This is a genomic window from Paraglaciecola aquimarina (assembly GCF_032464635.1).
GTDB classification, from domain to species: Bacteria; Pseudomonadota; Gammaproteobacteria; order Enterobacterales; family Alteromonadaceae; genus Paraglaciecola; species Paraglaciecola aquimarina.
Genome location: NZ_JAWDIO010000002.1, coordinates 2,369,336 through 2,389,013, shown reverse-complemented (window position 1 = coordinate 2,389,013; position 19,678 = coordinate 2,369,336). Strand labels below are relative to the sequence as shown.

The 19,678-nt window shown below is 41.1% G+C and carries 12 protein-coding genes and 1 pseudogene; 1 reads left to right on the top strand and 12 read right to left on the bottom strand.

Going from position 1 to position 19,678, the window contains the following annotated elements:
* Nucleotides 1-22 precede the first annotated feature (22 nt).
* The 7 genes from RS130_RS11970 to RS130_RS11940 form a co-directional block, all read right to left on the bottom strand.
* Nucleotides 23-829, bottom strand: a complete 807-nt coding sequence (locus tag RS130_RS11970; RefSeq protein ID WP_316026147.1) for a DUF4982 domain-containing protein — start codon at nucleotides 827-829, stop codon at nucleotides 23-25.
* Nucleotides 813-1,790, bottom strand: a complete 978-nt coding sequence (locus RS130_RS11965) for a glycoside hydrolase family 2 protein (protein ID WP_346433331.1) — start codon at nucleotides 1,788-1,790, stop codon at nucleotides 813-815. The genes RS130_RS11970 and RS130_RS11965 overlap by 17 nt, the downstream gene beginning before the upstream one ends.
* Complete coding sequence (locus RS130_RS11960; RefSeq protein ID WP_346433330.1) at nucleotides 1,787-2,566, bottom strand: sugar-binding domain-containing protein; 780 nt, start codon at nucleotides 2,564-2,566, stop codon at nucleotides 1,787-1,789. The genes RS130_RS11965 and RS130_RS11960 overlap by 4 nt, the downstream gene beginning before the upstream one ends.
* A gap of 179 nt (nucleotides 2,567-2,745) precedes the next feature.
* A complete protein-coding gene (locus RS130_RS11955; RefSeq protein WP_316026146.1) occupies nucleotides 2,746-6,024 on the bottom strand; it encodes a TonB-dependent receptor in 3,279 nt (1,092 codons plus the stop codon).
* 1,631 nt (nucleotides 6,025-7,655) lie between these two features.
* On the bottom strand, nucleotides 7,656-9,020 hold the full coding sequence (locus tag RS130_RS11950) for an alpha-L-fucosidase (protein WP_316026145.1): 1,365 nt from the start codon (nucleotides 9,018-9,020) through the stop codon (nucleotides 7,656-7,658).
* Nucleotides 9,021-9,069: 49 nt separating this feature from the next.
* On the bottom strand, nucleotides 9,070-9,255 hold the full coding sequence (locus RS130_RS11945; RefSeq protein ID WP_316026144.1) for a hypothetical protein: 186 nt from the start codon (nucleotides 9,253-9,255) through the stop codon (nucleotides 9,070-9,072).
* Nucleotides 9,256-9,505: 250 nt separating this feature from the next.
* Nucleotides 9,506-10,909, bottom strand: coding sequence for a sialate O-acetylesterase (locus tag RS130_RS11940; RefSeq protein ID WP_316026143.1), 1,404 nt, complete (start codon nucleotides 10,907-10,909; stop codon nucleotides 9,506-9,508).
* Nucleotides 10,910-11,400: 491 nt separating this feature from the next.
* Here RS130_RS11940 and RS130_RS11935 point away from each other — a divergent pair, with 491 nt between their 5' ends.
* On the top strand, nucleotides 11,401-12,384 hold the full coding sequence (locus RS130_RS11935) for a transposase (protein ID WP_316026142.1): 984 nt from the start codon (nucleotides 11,401-11,403) through the stop codon (nucleotides 12,382-12,384).
* 654 nt (nucleotides 12,385-13,038) lie between these two features.
* Here RS130_RS11935 and RS130_RS11930 read toward each other — a convergent pair.
* The 5 genes and pseudogenes from RS130_RS11930 to RS130_RS11905 form a co-directional block, all read right to left on the bottom strand.
* A complete protein-coding gene (locus RS130_RS11930) occupies nucleotides 13,039-13,974 on the bottom strand; it encodes an AEC family transporter (RefSeq protein WP_316026141.1) in 936 nt (311 codons plus the stop codon).
* A gap of 41 nt (nucleotides 13,975-14,015) precedes the next feature.
* Nucleotides 14,016-15,110, bottom strand: coding sequence for a translocation/assembly module TamB domain-containing protein (locus RS130_RS24090; RefSeq protein ID WP_487369327.1), 1,095 nt, complete (start codon nucleotides 15,108-15,110; stop codon nucleotides 14,016-14,018).
* A 126-nt stretch (nucleotides 15,111-15,236) separates the two neighbouring features.
* A pseudogene (locus RS130_RS24085) lies at nucleotides 15,237-17,767 on the bottom strand (translocation/assembly module TamB domain-containing protein); the annotation flags it as partial.
* A 195-nt stretch (nucleotides 17,768-17,962) separates the two neighbouring features.
* On the bottom strand, nucleotides 17,963-18,661 hold the full coding sequence (locus RS130_RS11910) for an autotransporter assembly complex protein TamA (RefSeq protein ID WP_316026137.1): 699 nt from the start codon (nucleotides 18,659-18,661) through the stop codon (nucleotides 17,963-17,965).
* Between the two features lie 32 nt (nucleotides 18,662-18,693).
* On the bottom strand, nucleotides 18,694-19,674 hold the full coding sequence (locus RS130_RS11905) for an autotransporter assembly complex protein TamA (protein ID WP_316026136.1): 981 nt from the start codon (nucleotides 19,672-19,674) through the stop codon (nucleotides 18,694-18,696).
* Between the last annotated feature and the right edge of the window lie 4 nt (nucleotides 19,675-19,678).

Below are 19,678 nucleotides of genomic sequence, written 5' to 3'. Positions count from 1 at the left end.
TCAAGCCTATATTTAGTTCAGACTACTTGCTATTTAACAAAATAGTCTGGGGGTTAAATCCTTCCATCTTCGCCACAACTTTAATCGTTCCCGCTTGTTTAGTGGACTGGATAATAGCTAAGGCACGACCTTTAGCGGTATCCAGGTGGTTAGATTGGAAATTTTGAATATTATAAGGCGCACCATTATCCACACCTAAGAGCTTACTATGACCTTCTATCTCAAAACTTACATGAGCATTTTGCGTTTTAACAACACGACCTGCTTTATCATGTAGTTGCACAACTAAGTGTGCGACATCGTAGGCGTCGGCAGCCAGTTCAGACTTATCGGTTGTTAAAGTAAAGCCGGTAGCTTGCCCCGCGGTTTCATAGCTAGCTTCAATCTCTTGCCCATCAAAACCAGCACGAGCAGTCAATGTGCCCGAATTAAATGGCACCACCCAGCGAAACAAGCGGTCTGGACTTTCAGACATACTACGTGAGCCTAACGATTCACCGTTTAAAAATAACTCTACGATTGAATAATTAGACGCGACCTCAACTAGTACAGGTTCGCCTTTTTCATAATTCCAATGCATATTAGAATCACGCCATCTGTAACTGCCATTATTTATAGCGACGGCTAAGCCAGACAATTCTTCAACTTCAAATCCCGAGTCTTTTAGTGGTAGCGTACCAAGAGAAATATGGGGTTGGTTAATAAATACACTTTTAAAGTAATTCCAACCTTGTACTTCAAAACCAGCTAGGTCGAGAATATCGCCCCAGCCGCTTTTTTCTGGCCACTTTTTATGCCGTTCACCAATATAATCAATACCCGTCCACATAAACTGACTGAACACACTCTGGATGGTTTAAGACTTGTTTCCAGTCATCCCAAGTACCTGGGTTTTCGTTGATTGTCACTTGCTTGTTAGGAAAATACGTTTGGCCCCAAGGGATAACACTATTTCGGTAACTGTAGCCGACTAGGTCAACAGCATCGGCATACCCACTTACATGACTCACTTGGGGTAAAATTAAATTAGCGGTAGTCGGGCGAGTGGTATCTAAGGCCTTTACCCAACCATTAAGACGTTTCGCTGTGTCAGCTAGAATATATTCGCCTTTTGGTGAATCTTCGTAGCGTTTCTTCATTTCTTCAGGACTAAACTTAGGAGGCGCTCCCCAAAAGCTGCCATCGACTTTGGTAGGATCATTTGGATCGGTCCAAAACCCAGTGACATAACGATAATGTACGTAAGTCCACTCAATTTCGTTACCTATGCTCCACTGAACAATTGAAGGATGATTTCGATCACGCAGCATAGTGCGCTCCAAATCACTCTTAGCCCACTGTTGGAATTTCTCTACATAACCACGAGTTAAATTATCTGTATGTTGGTCGTGGTAATTTAAGCGCTTGTCTTTGGCATAATCTAACTCATCAAAGAACTCATTTTGTACCAGAATCCCCATTTCATCACACAAGTCAAAAAACTCTTGGGAAAATGGATTGTGAGCGGTACGAATAGCGTTAACACCGGCGGCTTGTAACCCTTGTAAACGTCTTTTCCAAACGCCTTTAGGCACGGCTGCACCGACTAAGCCACCATCATGGTGTAGTGACACACCTTTCATTAATGTCGGTTTACCATTTAAGAAAAAGCCTTTTTTGGCAATAAATTCAATGGTTCTAATGCCAAAAGGGGTTTCATATATATCGACTGTTTCATCATCATATACAATGCTACTCACAGCCTTGTACATATTGGGCTGTTGAATGTCCCACAGTTTAGGATCCGTCACATTAAGGGTTTGCGAATAGGTTTTCTCGCCTTGCCTTTTAGCCTAACCTTATCGTCAGTTTCAGCCACCACACGCCCGCTAGCATCGACAATTTGCGTAGACAAGACAAAACTACGAGTGCGTTTTGTATCGTTTTTTACATCAATATCGATGGCGACTTTGGCTTCTTCTTTAGATATTTCAGGGGTAGTTACAAAGGTTCCCCAAACCGGAATATGTAATTTGTCCACTGTGATCAGTTTGACATTACGATAAATACCACTACCCGTGTACCAGCGGCTATCACCATGGCGGGAGTGATCAACATGTACAGTCAATACATTTTGGCTGCCGTCTTTCTTTAGATAATTAGACAGGTCAAAGTAAACCGGTGAATAACCATATGGATTTTCACCTAATAATTTACCATTCAACCAAAACGTTGCGTTGTTATACACACCATCAAATAACACATAGGTGGTGCTATCTTCTGGCTTAGTTGGGGTGACAAAGTGCTTTTGATAAATCCCCACTCCACCGGGTAAATATCCCGTGGCACCTTCTAAAGATTCGTCAAAATCTAGCTCTACACTCCAGTCGTGAGGCAAACGCACGTCACGCCAATTCGAGTCTTTTAACGGTAACTTGGCCGGTAAAGCAGTATCTTCGACCAGGGTAAATTTCCAGTCGAAATTGAAATCAACTTCGCGCTTGCCCAAATTTGCAGACGCAGAACTAACAAAGGCGGTGCTTACTAACATTAAACACGTTATCGCCAAGCCTATTTTTTTTAACATATCCAAAACGGTTCCTCAGAGAATTTATTGTAGATTGTCAATAATACACCACCAAGGTTGGCAAACACTGATAAAATTTAAACTTAAAGTTATTTTTTTATTACTAAACACACAAATCAAACATAAAAAGGGCAACAGACCTGCAATCTGTCACCCTCTTTTAATGAACTATCTAACGATTAAAAAGTTACACGTAGACCAACACGGTAAATCGTACCGGTATTCTGTAACTGAATTGTTCGACCCGTAGGTTGCGAACCTAGAGTGCTACTTTCGCCGCCGACAATATTACCTGAACCATCCACTTCTGGACGACGGGTATCGTATCGACGAATGACAGTATCTGTTAAATTAACCGCTTGGAAAGTCACGTTAAACATATTATTAATTTTCCAGTTAGCCGATAAATCTAACGAACCATATCCTTCAACCCAATGAGAACCGAAGTCATTCACCACTAGAGAATTCAAATAATCAGTACGATAGTTATAGGCTAAACGTACCAATTTACCGTCTTTTTCCCAGAATACTGTGGTATTGAAAGTATGTTCTGAGGTACCTGCTAGTGGTGCTTCAGGTACATAGTCAATCAATTTACCATCTGGGTCTGTGATACGCTCTTCATCAGTACGCGAATCAGCGTAGGTATAGTTAGCCACAAAACCTAATCCAGACCATGCACCCGGCAAGTTAACAAAGTTATGCTGTAAGCTAAGCTCTAAACCACGAACATACCCGCCTGTGCCATTCACCGTTTGATTCATCGTCACAACGTCACAATAGTTACTATTATCTGGGTCAACTAGATCTAGCTCACGATTGATCATACAACCTGCTTGATTGTCACCAGCGGAATATGGCAATAGAATATTGCTAGCCGTAGGTGCATCGGCCGTTATCTGATCTTCACTCAATCTAAAGGCGCGACTAGTCGAATCGTTTGGATCAATCATTGATAAATCAAAATAGTCGCCACGCACGTCTTTCCAATAACTGTTAAAGAATCGACGAGAAGTAAAGTCACTAAATGTTTTGGTAAACAATGCGGCCGAAAATAATGAACCTTCAGCAAAATACCATTCGAAACCTAAATCAAAGTTAGTCGACTTGTAAGGATTTAAGTGTGCACTACCAATAGAGCCATTCGACGTGCTACCAAAGATATTTTCGCGTACATTAAATTCGGGGAATAATTTATTAAACTCTGGACGAGCCATAGACTGTGACGCAGCAAAACGTAATACCATGTCATCATTTAAAATATAATTAAGATTTAAGCTCGGTAATAAGTTGTTATAGCTATGCTCTTCTTCGATTGCAAAACGGATGGTTTCACCATTTTCACTTTGTTGCGACACTAATGGACCATATTTAGCAATTAACGCAGCTCTTGCTTCTTCTTCGGTAGCCGTGTTTGTGGCAAGTGGTACGCCGTTTTCTTGCTCAAACCCAAACAATGATAAGTTTTCATCTATGCCCGTTGATTGAAAGCTCTGATTAGCATCATAATCTAAATATGATGTACCATTAGCTGTCACTGTAGTCTTAGCGTAACGTAAACCAAAATCACCGAACAATGCATCATCCATTAAAGAAAAATTAGCTTGTATATAAGCAGCTGTCGCTTCTTGACTTATTTTTTGCGCATTATCTGGCGAGAAGCTTGCTTCAATTTTGCCGTCTACCTCTAACTCTCTAACAAAATCTCTCACAGCAAAAATATCAATGGTAGACCAACCATCTGTTAAATGGTCACGGTCTAACCCTAGTTCAACCCCCCAATCGTCAGGTGTTTGTTCAGTAGTGAAATCAGCTAAGGTAAATTCGTTTAATACTCCTTCTATACAACCTCGGTTACAACCTATGTAGATATTATCGCGCTCTTTATCTCGATCACTATATTTAAACCCAGTTTCCAAGCTGGTGATAAAGCCAATTTCTTTGTCCCATTCTACGTCAAAATATAAGTTAGTGGCTTTGTCATTGGAAAAACGGCGACTATCAGTGAAGGTTTGAAACTCAAAATTAGTTCCATCATCGAAGTAACCTTCAGTAGCCACATTACGGCACAACAAGTCTCCTTCTGGATTATCGCAGGTATAGCCTGCAAAGTTATTGCTATATCTATCCAACCCTAGACCTGTCCCGTTGGTAATTCTCGGCCGCCAAAAAGAACGTAAGTTAAAATCGTCATACTGATCGGTTTCTGAAGTACCGCCAGTTAAACTTATAATAAAATCGCCCACTTCTTGTTTTAGATCAATACCAAACACTTCTGTTTCTTGAATATCGTTAGTTACATCTCTATGCTGACGCCAAGTACCTGCACGAGTATAAACATTACCATTAGGTAAAGGATTATCTACAAAAGGAATAACCGAATCACGACTAAAGGCTGTATCGATATTGGTTACAATATTGCCCGTCTCAGGATCAAGAATGGTCTGACTAGCATCTACCGCACTTCTGTCACCATTAATTGACATAAACTGGTTATCGCGGAATATTTCTTGATTCGTTTTTGTGTAGGTAAACTGAATATCACTGCCTTCCCACAATTTAAATTGCAAGGCAAGTTGATAGGTATCACGGTCACGTTGTACTTGTTGATGATGATATTGCACATTTTGTGGCACATAACCTACGATAGTTCCATCTTGAGCTGTTGGCTCAGTATCACCTAAATAAGTAACACCATTAATTGGTGTGCTAGGCACCCAACGAGCAATGTTTATACGGTCTAAACGCGTAGCTTGGGTTTCTTTTGACCCAACAAACGACAAGCCCACTTTTTCATCAAAGAACTTTTCTGAAAACGAGAATTGTAACTTACCGTCATCTCCTAAATCACTCAGGCTAAAACTATCTGTATCAGCAAAGCTGTTGTAGCGACTCTGCACTTCAAACACTCGGCGATCTTTTTTCGCACTAAGTGGCTTAAAACCAACCAGTTTTATGGTGGCACCTAAACTACCTTCATCAGTAGACGCGCTTGGCGTTTTTTGTACTTCAATGGCTTGCAAAATATCAGCTGAGAACTCACTAAAGTTGACTGACTGATTATCTCCCGAGCTAGTAAGAGGAACACCATTAAGTGTCACGTTATTTAAGTCACCACCTATGCCTCGGGCGGTAATAGACGTACCCTCACCATCACTTCGACCAATAGAAATACCGGTAACTCGTTGCAATGCCTCTGCAATGTTTTGGTCTGATGATTTACCTATATCTTCAGCTTTGATCGCATCAACAATATTTTTTGCTGCACGTTTAATATTCATCGCACTAGTTAAGGATTCTCTAAATCCAGAAACCTCAATGACTTCAGTCTCGTCTTCGGTACTATTTGCGTTTGCTTCTTGTGCGTGAACGCTATGAATTGATCCCATCAAAGCTGCAGCCGATGCTGCACCTAGTAATAGATTCTTTAATTTAAGGCTACTTTTAGTTTCTTTCATAAGTGCTTCTCACATGTCGTTATTATTTCTATAACTAAGCTCCAACAACCTCCCCAAAAACGCTCACATTAATATTTCTTTAATGTCATCGCTTTAAGAAAATAAAAAGCTTAGGTACAAGCTACTTCGTACAATTTCAAATATTGACTAACGTCTACTACCAACCAAAGACACAACAACATTTGATTTCATATTTAGTTTAGCACTTTCAAATATAATACCAACACTTTACGTTAATTTTCTTTACACAAATTATACAAAGAACAATTAACCGTATAAATACAAACACTTACAACCATAAAAAAGATAATAAAAGGCAAAAAAAGACAAAAAAACACCAGTAGTCAAGTAGACACAAAAACACAACACCACGAAAAACAATTCAAATACAAACACGTTAAATTCATATATAAATAACAAATTTTAAAGGTAGCGTGAATACAGGTGAATAAAATCAATTAGACATCAATATCAACAGCTTACTTTTATACGTTAACGCATAAACAAAAACTAAAATACGTAAAAAATAGCGATATTGCATTTTAAACAATATAAACATCTGACTTATTGTTTAAAACAAACCGTTAACTTACGCTAACATTTATCCTTAACAAGCGTAAACACTGGGGTGAGACAAATTATTTGACTGAGCACCTTGCGTGTTATTCTCCTCGTTTACTGTCTGTTTAAGGTACACCATTCTATAAAACCTAGCATTTATACGTAAAATACGGAGGAAAAAAGCCGCCCTAATAGCAGTCTGAGTTACTCTGCCTGTACCTACAACTCCCTCTACACCCCATTCAAATATCAAAAAACCACAAATAAGGGTTATTTCTCAGCTGTTTTAATTAGCAAAATTACCAAGCAAAATTCAATTTTTGCAAAACCAGCAAAATAATAAAAACAATTCATTGGCAAAAAAAACCACCCAAAAAAAGCATGATAAACACAATTTACTTTCAAATGGATATGCCCACTTAAATCATCAAGCACTGATCTAAAAAAATGCAACAGCCATAACAACAAGTTGCTTTTCATTGTTGTTAAATAGGCTATTAGAAGGTTAATCGATAAGTAGTTCCAACCTTGTGTAACCTCGATATTTTTCCGGTGTATTACTCACCAAGGGGAATAGGCACAAACGGTATTAATGTATCGTCACGAAAGTGTTATATCGCCGTTAAACAGTATCGGTTAAATGAATGGCTTGGAAACACAGGGATACAGATGCACTGACTTTCCGAGATGCAGAACAGCCTAATTGTAGTCCTCTAGCCACTCAGAAGTACCATCACGGCCGAGCCTGATCGTAAAATACTCACTAGGTATATTGTAGGCCAGACGGGGCAAGTTACCCTTCATCTACCAGAACAGGGTGGCGTTATTATTTAGCTTGCAAGGCCTCCCAGCAAAACAAGCGAATTATAGTAAGATAATGTTGTGTCGAACTCCTACTACAAACAAGTAGATGACTGCACATCAGTGGATTTGAATATGCTAACTTGGTTGCAAAACTAACGGTTCATTGAGATGCCTATTCACTGAAAGCACAAAAAAGCCAGTTTGGGGCTAATCAAACTGGCTGTTGCAACGGACACATTGAGCGTGGGTATTTATAAGTGAGTGAACTACTCTGGATCGTCTTCTCCGCCAATGCCCCATTCCGCTTCGTTCAACAACGAAATTTTGTAGGTTAAGGCAAATTCGCTTGGTACTTTACTAGGCTTGTCAATATGTAGTCCTGTGTCATCTAGGGTCCAATTAACTTTTTCATCACTGCCTAACAGTTCAACATTGGTGATTTTTCCATCCAGTACGCTCAAACTTGTACTGAGTGTTTTTACTAAAATGTCGCTCTTAGGTGCATCCATGACGATTGCAAAAAGCGTATCATCACCTTTTTTAGTAAAACGGATATCTTTGTCCGAATACACAATTTTTTGTTTTTCTACTTTATGGCCACCGCCTTTGATCCGCGTTGGGCCTTCACCAAATACTCGCCAAGGACGAGTTTCGTATATACCTTCACCATTAATTTCAAGCCATTTGCCTAAGTCGCCCAACATATCTTTCATTTCTTGTGGGATCGATCCATCTGGGTTAGGTGGCACATTTAATAGCATCAAGCCATTTTTGGAGACAATATCTATTAAGATATCGACAATTTCATTAGGTGAAACAAACTTAGCATTTTGGCGGAAAAACCAAGCGCCTGGAGAAGTATCTGTCATCCAGAATTTATCTTTGATTTTATTAGGACGGCCGCGCTCATAATCATGTACGCCTACCTCTGCTGGGAAAGACGTGTTTTTATAACTAATAACAACATCCTTACCCCATTCAACACCTTTATTGTAATAATAGGCTATGAATTTTTTGCGGTAGTCTTCATCTAATTCTTCTACCCACCAGTCAAACCAAACGACATCGGGCTGATAATTATCCACTACCTCCTTTAGTTTAGCGTACCATTCATCATGAAAACGTTTGGTGGGTTTAAAATCCGTTAGTTCATGTTGGTCGGTGTATAAATCTGAAGTTTCCTCGGTGGCATCGAATTTATAAGCATTCGCATAGTACACCCAAGTGAAGGCATGATGGAAAGAAGTTAAGAACTTCATATCTCGCTTATCAAGTGCTTTTTTAAGCTCACCCGTTACGTCAATTCCCATCATGTCTTTTACATTCCAGCGCGTGACTTCGCTGTCCCACATAGCAAAGTTATCATGATGCATTGCTACAGGTCCGGCAAACTTAGCACCAGATTTAGCAAACAACTCAGCCCACTCTTCGGCGTCAAATGCAGTAGGCTTAAAATTAGGGATAATGTCTTTATACCCTACTTTATCTAGAGGTCCATGGGTTTCAACATGATGCTTATAAGTAGCATTAACAACTGGCTTACCATTTTTTAAACGCTTTTCACCTGTTTTCCAATTATAGGCTTCATCCATGTAAACATTTAGACCATACCAACCAACACCATTTTTCATATTGAGGTTAGCCGTAGATACAGGCCCCCAATGAGCATAAATACCTAACTTAGCGTCTTGAGAACCATGCTGGCTGCTCTTCTACTTTAGACAATGAATCCCAGTCTTCTGCGTAAGTGACATTTTTTACGCTAGACTTGTCGCTACTAGACGTCGTCGCCCCTTGCTGATTGCTACAGCTAGATACACCCACGAATAATGAGCAGATAGCTATAGAGAGAAGTGTTTTTTTCATAAATGATTACCTGTGTATTTAAAATCGGTAGCTTAAGTGATGAATAGCCACTATCGAATAAGCCGTATACTTAAAGGTAACAACTCACAGCCCCACATTCAATATATAAACGATGCAATTTACATATAAACAGGTAAAGGTTTTGTAAATTATGCCCTCTAGCACGTTTTTAAGCCGTTGCAGAACACCTGAGTCGCCTTCTTATCATTTAAGGACAAACCACAAATGTACCTACACTTTCTTTTTCCCATCACCAGTCATCACTTCTAAAAGATGAAATAGGTAAACCATTCACACCAAATAATTCGCCGCTAGGGCAATCTTTAAAGGCATACCTTACTGCGACAGGTTGTTTTACTTCGTCGCTCCAAACCGTTAGTTTCGCTTTTCTATGCATGAGTTTTGCTTGCGCGGGGAAAAATACTCTATCGTTTCCAGCTACTTCAAACTCAGTAATGGCTTTTGAAAAACTTGTCAGACCTAAGGGTGCGTTAGCGAAATCGACACTAACTTTACCATCATCAAGCATGTCAGCATGCTTAAATGTAGGGGCGGTATGACTCACATCCATTCCATACTGATTGCCTAACGCTAAATACGCCAAACGCTCTCCAACAGGTTGTTTATCCGCGGGGTGAATTTGCGAACAATTGCCCACATCTAAGGTTACAGCCATTCCACTATTTGGGATCGCCTCGACACTTTGTAGCTGAGCTTCTCGTAAATAAGCAGATGACCTATCTCCCTTATAAGAAAAGGGTGCAATTTGGACAAAATGAAAAGCAAACTCTCCACTGTTCCACAAGTTACGCCAATTTTTTACCATGGCAGGAAATAACGTTTTGTATTCACGAGCTCTTGAGCGATTGGCTTCGCCTTGATACCAAATAGCCCCTTTAATTTGTAAACCTAAGAATGGATTGATCATGCCATTAAATAGTTGGCTGGGCTGTCTATGAACTGGCTGATTGGTTAAAGCTTGATGAAAATTAAAGTCGGCATATTGTGCGAGAGTGGGCGCGTCGATCCAAGATTCCACTGGCGTACCGCCCCAAGCACTGACAATAATTCCAACAGGTACATCTAATAAAGCTTGTAACTTTGCAGCAAAATAATATGCGGTTGCGCTAAATGTTTTTACTGTCGCTGGCTGCGCTTCTTGCCATGTTCCTTGCACATTATCAAGAGGAGTAACGCTGGCTTTTATTGCTGCTGTAAACAAACGTAATTGTGGGTTGGTTGAATGTAATATGGTTTCGTTACTACCGATTATCGGCTGATTAAAATTGCCTGAAAGCGGCATACCCATATTCGATTGACCCGAGGCGAACCACACTTCACCTAACAACACATTAGAGAATATTTTCTTATTGCTGCCAGTCAATACTATTTTATGAGGTTTATGATCCGCTTTGGGTGTATCGACGGTTAGCCGCCACTTGCCATTGGCGTCAGCTCGGGTACTTGTTGAACCACCCCAGCTGGTTGTCATTGTGATACGTTGCTTGGCCGTATCAGTCCCCCAAATAACAAATTGCTTATTTTGTTGTACAACCATATTACTAGCAAAAAAAGTAGGGACTTCAAAAGCATAACCCAGTGAACTATAAAATATCACCCAAAAGCCCAGCATAAGATTTATTTTTATACGCAAGATTATCTCCTTTACACAATGTATAGCTGCTGATCCTAGCGTACAATTATTTAACGTAACACAACAGGTTATTTTACGTGTTCGCTATTCTACAGTTATTCAAACAACATCCTTTGTCTAAGACTGGGCGATAACTCAAAGAGCTGTTTTTTATTATCTGTTTTGCGCGTAGCTGTGATATCTATAGATTGTTCAGCCGCTTTATAACAAATAAATCCACTCGGTATTGCAACAACCTAGTGGATTCAGATAAAGCTAACAAACCGTATACTTCATCTGTCATAGCGCTCCAATTAATACTTATCTAGACACCAATACTTATCTAGACACCCACTACTACTTATCTAGACACCCACTACTACTTATCTAGACACCCACGATAAGCAAATAAAACATTGTACTTATCTAGACACCCATTATAAGCAAATAAAACATTGAGTTTTTAGATTGTCGGACTAAGCTTAATTTACGTTGTTTGAAGGGAGTCAATCATGCCTAGGTCTCGTTCATCTCAAGTTTCTTTAATCGATACGCCTTATTATCATTGTGTTTCACGTTGTGTTCGTCGCTGTTTTTTGTGCGGTGTAGATGATTATTCAGGTCAAAGTTACGAACATAGGCGGGGGTGGGTAGAAGAGCGATTATTGCTTTTGGCGTCTGTATTTGCGATAGATATCAGTGCTTATGCGGTCATGAGTAACCATGTGCATGTGGTGCTATTTGTTGATAAAGCGACAGCGGATAATTGGAGCCTAAAACAGGTCCTTGAACATTGGCATCAATTACACAAAGGTACATTACTCAGTCAAAAGTACTTACGAGAAGAGGCGCTCACACATAGTGAGATGTTGACCCTAACCGAGACCGCAGAAATCTATCGCCAACGCTTATACGACATCAGTTGGTTTATGGGAAATCTCAATGAATATGTCGCCCGTGAAGCCAACAAAGAAGATGGTTGTACCGGTCGCTTTTGGGAAGGACGGTTTACATCTCAAGCGTTACTTGATGAATCAGCGGTACTCGCCTGCATGGCTTATGTCGACTTAAACCCTGTGCGAGCGAAAATAGCAAGTACGCCAGAAACGTCCAAACACACCAGTATTCAAAAACGCGTGAAAGCCATGCAAAAGAGGACAGCCCAGCCTCATCAACTCCTGCCCTTTATTGGCAATTATCAGCAAGGCATGGGTAAAGGCATTGCCTACAGCCTAAAGGACTATTGTGAATTGGTAGATTGCACAGGTCGCTGTATTCGTGAAGAGAAAGCAGGACAGATAGACCATAAACATAACCCGATACTTGAAAGATTAGGGTTATCAGACGCACAATGGCTTACCCTCACCACAGAGTTCGAACAACATTTTTGCTACGCCGCTGGCGCTGAGCAAATGATGCATCAATTCAAAGCTCACACCGGCCACCAGCGAATGCGAGGCATGAGCAAGTCAAAAACCTTACTCAAACGCGCTTAAGGTAAACACCTTCACCAAGGACAAACACAGTCATCACAAGGTGAGGTAGCATTGTATTTACAAAACCAATAAAACCGCAAATATTTGCGATTTCTATCACAAACATCGAGTTCTGTAACACTCCCCAAAGCAAAGCTAAATAACTTGCAGTTTGAATGGTTATATTTGTATTGAAATTTATGATGGGTGTCTAGATAAAATGTGATAAAACCGCGAATATTTGCGACTTCTATCAAAAACATCGAGTTCTGTAACACTCCCCAAAGCAAAGCTAAATAACTTGCAGTTTGAATGGTTATATTTGTATTGAAATTTTCGATGGGTGTCTAGATAAAATGATATTTGTATTGAAATTTTCGATGGGTGTCTAGATAAAATGGATGTGCTAATGAAAATAAAGAAGTAAACATCTTCTAATTGAAGATGGAGGCAAATATTGCCTTGACCATAGCGGAGCGCCCATATATGTCTCAATTAGCTGTTTTTGGTTACTGACACCCTACTCAGGTGAAGTGGTAGAGTCCATACATCGGCAAAAGGTAAAATAACGTAGGAGTAGGACGCGGTCATCGCGATACGGCTTAAAAAAGATAGAGGCCTCAGAGACGACGCGCTGGCTTTGTGAACGAAGTGAATAACTGCGCGCAACACATATTAAACCCAGCCCAAGTAACGTAACCCAAACAACCCAAGGGTAGAAGTAAACATAGACAACAAAGTACTACCAGCAATAATTGCTGCGGCCAAGTGATAATCGCCACCAATACTTCTAACCATGGGATACGCCGCAGCAGCTGTTGGCGCTGCCATCATGATATACAGCACACCTAATTGTTCTCCTCTAAAGCCGAAGAAAAAACCAAGTAGGGTGGCGATGATAGGTAACACAACTAACTTACCGCCAATTGCAATGTATAGCAGTCGCGACGCTCGAAACTCGTGCCAGCGAATAGACGCCCCGACGCATATCAAGGCCAAAGGTAGTGTCATTCTGGCTAGATAATTACCGGTATCTAAAATCAATTTGGGGACCGATATAGACATGACAGTAACCAGTAGCGCCAACACAATAGCGATCGCTAAGGGGTTAGAGAGTACATTTAGCCCTACAGTGCGAAAGGAAGGGGTTTGTGCTTGATGATAGTACAAGGTTAGGATTGAAAAGATATTAACAGGCAAAACCAATACGGCCAAAAACATCGAGGCGAGGCCTACAGCATGGTCGCCAAAAGCGCTGACAGACAATGCTAAACCGACTATTGCTAAGTTGCCACGGCAAGCTCCCTGTACGAATGCGCCTCTGGCATTTCGATTGGGAATAACTAAAGCTAAAAAATGAAATGCAATAAATGAAAGTACTACCACGCCACCAGCGATAAAAAACAACAACAGCGGAAAGTCTTTAGACAAATGGGTAGCAGAGACATTAATAAACAACAAACAAGGTAAGGTTAAATTAAAGACCAACTTAGCGCCAACCTCAGCAAAGTTTTCATTGATCCAACCCATCCGTTTAAGCAAAACCCCCAACAATATAATAATACTGATGGGTAGCGTGACATCTAAAGCGTAGGCTAATGATTCAAACATTGTCAGGCCTTTTAAGGATCCAGACGTTTACCCAACTGGCATTAATTTTCATTTTCTAACACTTTTTTGTTTTGACTGCCTTCAAAGCTAAATTGGTAATAAAAGTCTAGCGCATAATTCAATCCACTTACCGCTTCGACATAAAGCTTGGGTAGTAACTCGTATCGAATAGCCACTTCAGAAACAGAATCAAAAACCCCGATCCCATACCTAAGTTGCAACCCAGGCGCAATTGTGCCAGTTAATGAAAGCTGTGTTTCGTCACCTTGCCCAGAGGTATCTAGCGCCACATCTTCAAAGCCTAATTTATTACCCACTTTAGAGACTAAGTTTTCACTTTGACCTAACCCAATGGATAACAACGCATTGGTAATGACGGTCTCTTGGCTATCATCACTAGACTCGCCGATACCGCGCCCTGTTAGCATGTATGATAAAGCTTGTTGTTGTTCCATTTCTGGCTCGGAAAAAATCTCGACAGTGGGTTTAGATGCGGCTCCTTGTACACGTAATCCCGAAATAACACCGTCTTCAGTTAAGGTAGGATCGCGGATCGCCTCAATATTTAAGTATGGTCTGTCTAAGGTACCATTAAACGAAATATCTCCTTCTCTGATCATTAAGTTTTGGCCGTTTCCTCGATAACGTCCATTCACTAAATTTACTTCACCGTTTGCCAACATGCCTTTTGCATCATTTCTAATTCGCAATTCACCTGTTAAATCACTTGTTAATCCATAGGCATCCAATTTCACTTCATTTCTTTTCTGCGGGTCAATTTTAAGCAATAACTTAAGTTTTAAATTTTGCTGCGCGGTTGCCTCTGCTTGCTCTTGCTCAACCAAAATCACATCACCAGAAGGCGACACAGAACCAGCGGGAAGGTCTCTTATTTTGACTCTAGCATAAGGCACTACTACCTCACCTTGCACATCAACACTTGCTGGCGCAAATGCCAAAGTTATATCTGGGCTCACTCTAGCCTTGATCATATCTTGGTAGTTCACCTCCAACGACTCGCCCTTAATATTCACTTTGCCTACTAAATCAGGTAACCAGCGCACCTCTCCAGATAACTCACCTTCCCCTTTACCAAATTTATAACTGCCGTTGAAATCCGCGTTATCACCTTTCATGCGAATAGTTTGATTGACCTCACTTAAACTAACGGGCAATGCTTCGCCTTTTACAGCAGCATTTTGAAGGGCTAACTCACCATTCAGCAGAGGTTTTGCCAAAGTGCCGGATATTTCGGTTTGCCCTTTAATCACCCCCTGTAAAATATCTAGTTCTGGTAGTAGTGCTTTAAAAGGCGCTAAATCAATGCCACTTAAACGTAAATTACCCGTAATAGGGTGCGACAAATCGCGCGTTAGTAGCGCACTATCGGTTTGTATATTCACACCTATGTCACCAATCTCAGCACCTTGCAAATTCACATCACCTACAATGCTGTTATCGGTCACCTTGCCTTTAATTTCAAACGCCCGTATATCTAGACTTAAATTCTGATTTGATTCTATGAGCCAAGTAGACGGCGACAAAGACAGACTCACATCTGCCAATGGCGCTTGCTCTATGTTCCAACTGCCTTTGGTGCGCATTGTAAATAGACTATCGGTGTCAATAGCTGGCATGTCTAACTCTAATTTGTCTAATAAAGTCGCCCATTCAAAATCAGTCAAAGACACATCCCATTGAGCGACATTCTGCTCAAAATTAGCTTGCTTAATACACAATTGGCTATCGTCTTCTTGCCAACAGTGTGCTGAAATCGAGTAAACTTGGTGTTGCCAATCGGCAGAAATATCAAAAGGCTGATTCAAACTCAAGTTGGTGTATGCGGTTTGAATATCACCAGACAGCCACTTTCCTTGCCAAGCAGTTGCCGTTAGCTTACCTTGCAGGGCAAGGTTCACGTTTAATTGTTCGCCACTGCCCAGTATAACAAGTTGATGTTCTTCAGCATTGCCGGTAATTTTTAGACTAGCTTTATCGACCTGACTACCAGCAATCGCTAAGTTACCAACCGTTAAGTCTAACGCCACAGGCTTGACTTGATCCCAGAGTAATTCTCCATCCCCCGCAATTTGGCTAATGTGCAAATCAGCAGCATTCAATTGCGATACATCGATATGATAACTAACCTGCGGTTGAGCTAATGCACCGTTCACTTGGCCGTTAATCATGGCAGAGCCTGTCACTTCAGGCACCGATTGTGCGATGTTAGGAGCCTCTAAATTAAAGCTAAAGTTTAACTGGTTTTGTTGATCTAAGGTTCCGGCCAATTCTATTTTGTTATCACCATTTAGCAGTAATAATTGTTCAACATTCACTCCATTAGTTTGATGATAATCAAGCCCCCTTTGACTAAAAGAGGATAACCTAACCAACTTCCATGGATGTCTAATTTATCTATCGCGCCTTGCCAAACTCCTTGCTCATTATTCACGCTAAGGGCTAACTCTCCATTTAGTTGGGCTGGATAATCGGGTAAGAGTGCGGCTAAATCAATAGAGTCAATTTGGGTCGAACCTTGCCATGCAAGACTGTCAGTAAGGGATAACTGCCCCTCACTACTGATTTGGCCTCCCAAGGCTTGAACGACTACTTGCTCAATGTTGATGTATTTTTGCTGATTGAACATATCAGCCGAGCCTGCCAAATGCACATCTGTGCTCGGTATTTCCTAGCCCGACAACAGTGCGTTGATTGCTAAATTTAACTTAGCCAAGTCACCCGACAATTCAATATTGCCCTTGGCTGAAGTAAAGTCTGGTGTATCTTGAGCGCCTAAAGGCCAAGCCAAGTCTTGCCAAGTTACCTTGAGGTCCATCGGCAACGTCTCTTTTGCTGGTTGTGCTTGTAGATGAGCGCTAAATTCGAACAATCCAATGACGTTTAAATCAGTCGTCATGTTTTGAATGTTGCCTTTAGACGTGAGTTTGACCTGAGTAACCTGTTTAGCCGCTAACGCGTCTTTGACCAACGGCTCACCAAATGCATTGAGCTCACCTTGAGCGTTAAAGCTTAATTGATGCTCTAGGTTGCCGGCTAATCCAAGCTTACCGGCCACTTCCACTTTGCCTTTGGCATGTTCAACTAAGAGTTTGCTCAATTGAATTTGCTTGGCACCGGCCGAGGCTTTCAGTTGCACTGAATCAATTTTTATCGGTGTTTGCTCAGCCAAATTCAGCTGTACATCAGGCAGAGTAAACTGTTTTATTTGAAAATGAATCGGCAATGTAATGGGCATCGCCTGAATGGGATGGTATTTGATACTGGCAAAATCAAAAGGTTTACTCTTAGTTTGCGGCTGAGTCTGAGTGGGAGGAGTGGCTTGAGCCGCATAAGTTGTTAGCTGCAAGTTTTGTATTGAGAACTGCTCGACGACTAAAATCTGATAAAAATTGAGTTTGGCATTTAGCGATTGCCATGATAAATCAAGTTGATCTTCAACCGACACAGCCAAAGGGCCAATAGCAATTCGGTTCAGCGAAATAGGCATCGGCATAGTCACTAAATCTAACGGCGTAGAGTCGCTGTCTACCACCTCTTTGGCTGGAACAATTTTCGCATCAATACGACCTGTGCTGATGGCATCGATACACACTTCGGCTACAAACAAACAAGATAAACGCAGATCCAGTTTGAGGTCTTTTATCGTAGCTTGAGTACCCGCTTGTTCCCACCTAACATCAGATAAGTGTAACTCTGAAAGCAGGCCACCACTTGAGTAGTCAACATCTAAGCCATCGACCGAAGAATCGGCTACAGATACGGCCAACTGCATACCCCAAGGCGTAACTAGCAATACAAATAGCATTAGAATAATTGTCAAAATAGCATATAAGGTCCTGAATAAGATCTTGCCAATGCTGAAGGATTTTGTTGTCTTGACGCTTGTGGTGGTAGACGAGGGTTGCTGTGCCGTACTCATAATGCAGGCCCCATAGAAAAGTGTAAACGAACAGTTGACTCCAATTGACTATGGCCTCGTGCTAAGTACAATCGAATGGGTCCAACAGGCGACAACTAAGGTAGCCCCAATCCCATAACCGGTTGCAATGTCTTCTGCGATATTGTCTGAAGCGTTACCAGCATCAACAAATACTGACGCCCGCCAATCTTCAACAACTGGGTATGAATACTCGATACTGGCAACGGTTAGGTACTGACCACCCGTTAAGCTTTTTTCATTATTTTCATCTAGTTCGTAAGGCGATAATGTCTCATAACCGAAACCACGCACACTTTGATCACCACCGGCAAAGTAACGTAAACTTGCGGGTACGCGATCAAAACTACTCGTTGATATTCCTCCGGCTTGAAAACGTAGCAAGAATCGATGCTCATCAATACTTCTCAACCATTTAGACAAAGCGGTTACTCGAAACATATTAATATCAGATAACAACGAGTCCGATGCAAACTCGGTGGTAATAGATTGTCTATCTCCCCAGTACACATCCAGTCCCCCTTTGGTTCTGAGTCGACTCAACGTAAAACCAGGCATTAACAATTGAATGGTTTGCTCTGGGTCGATACCTTGCACAAAAGTTTCTTGCTCAAGTTTTAAAAATGCCGAGCGCTGCCAGTCCGAGTTTTCCACCGTCCAATTACGGGTGACGCTAACAGACAATTTGTCACTGTGGGTATCATTGTTATTTTGAGCCTGAGTAACCAAGCTGAAAACTGACGTAGTTTTGCACCGGATCTTCAATCGGAATGCGATAATCCAAAGCCGCATATTGTTCTGGAGCAGAAACAAAAATCTCCCCCTACGGAATGCCCATGACTGTTGACCCAAGGTCTGCGCCATTTCCCGGTAAATCGTGGACCTTCATCAGAAGAGGCCCCAATACCGACGTCAAAATTGTCTCTTGGTTTATGGGTTAAGATAACTTGAATGGGGACCTGAAAATTCTCTGCATCATCAATAATCGGCCGCACCACAACATTTCTGAAATATTGAGTTTGCTTGAGCAATTGATTAAATAACCCTAATTTACCTGATAGATAAAAGTCGCCCGCTTGAAAAGGCACTAAACTCTTAGCTAATGAAGAAGCTCGCAGATCTTGACCAAATTTCAATTCTCCAAAACGATAACGATTACCACTAGAAACATGCAACGTCACATCTGCCGCATGTAAACTTTCATACACTTTAATGCTGCTTTCGGTATATTCAAAATCAAAAAAACCGCGAGACAAAGCTAGACTCTGTATCTGCCCTTTAGCACTTTCGTAGGCAGAATGATCGAGAGGTTGCGCTGTTTTTAAAGGTAAACCAGCCAGTAATTTCTGTATCGCTTTATCTTCACCGGCTTGTCCATTTACTTTAATTGACAAGTTTCTTATTTTTGTCACTTCACCTAATTTGATTTGCAGTTGCCAATCATCTTTAATTGACTTAGCTGCTGTAAAAGTAAACTGCAAACCATAATAACCATACACTTGCGCCGCTTTACTGGCTTTTTCAATAATGGTTTGTTGGTATTGTTCAAAGTCAGATTTGTGTTGCGGCAAGCTTACGGAAGCAACAACCACCTCAATATTTTCGCGCACCTTATCGTTGTCGACACCTGTTATTTTAAGTTCGCCAGCAACAACAGAAAGCGAAAACACTAAGCTAAACACCACAGTGACAATACAGCCCAAAAGCTTAAAACGAATAGATGAAAAAATAGGGATGAACAAACAG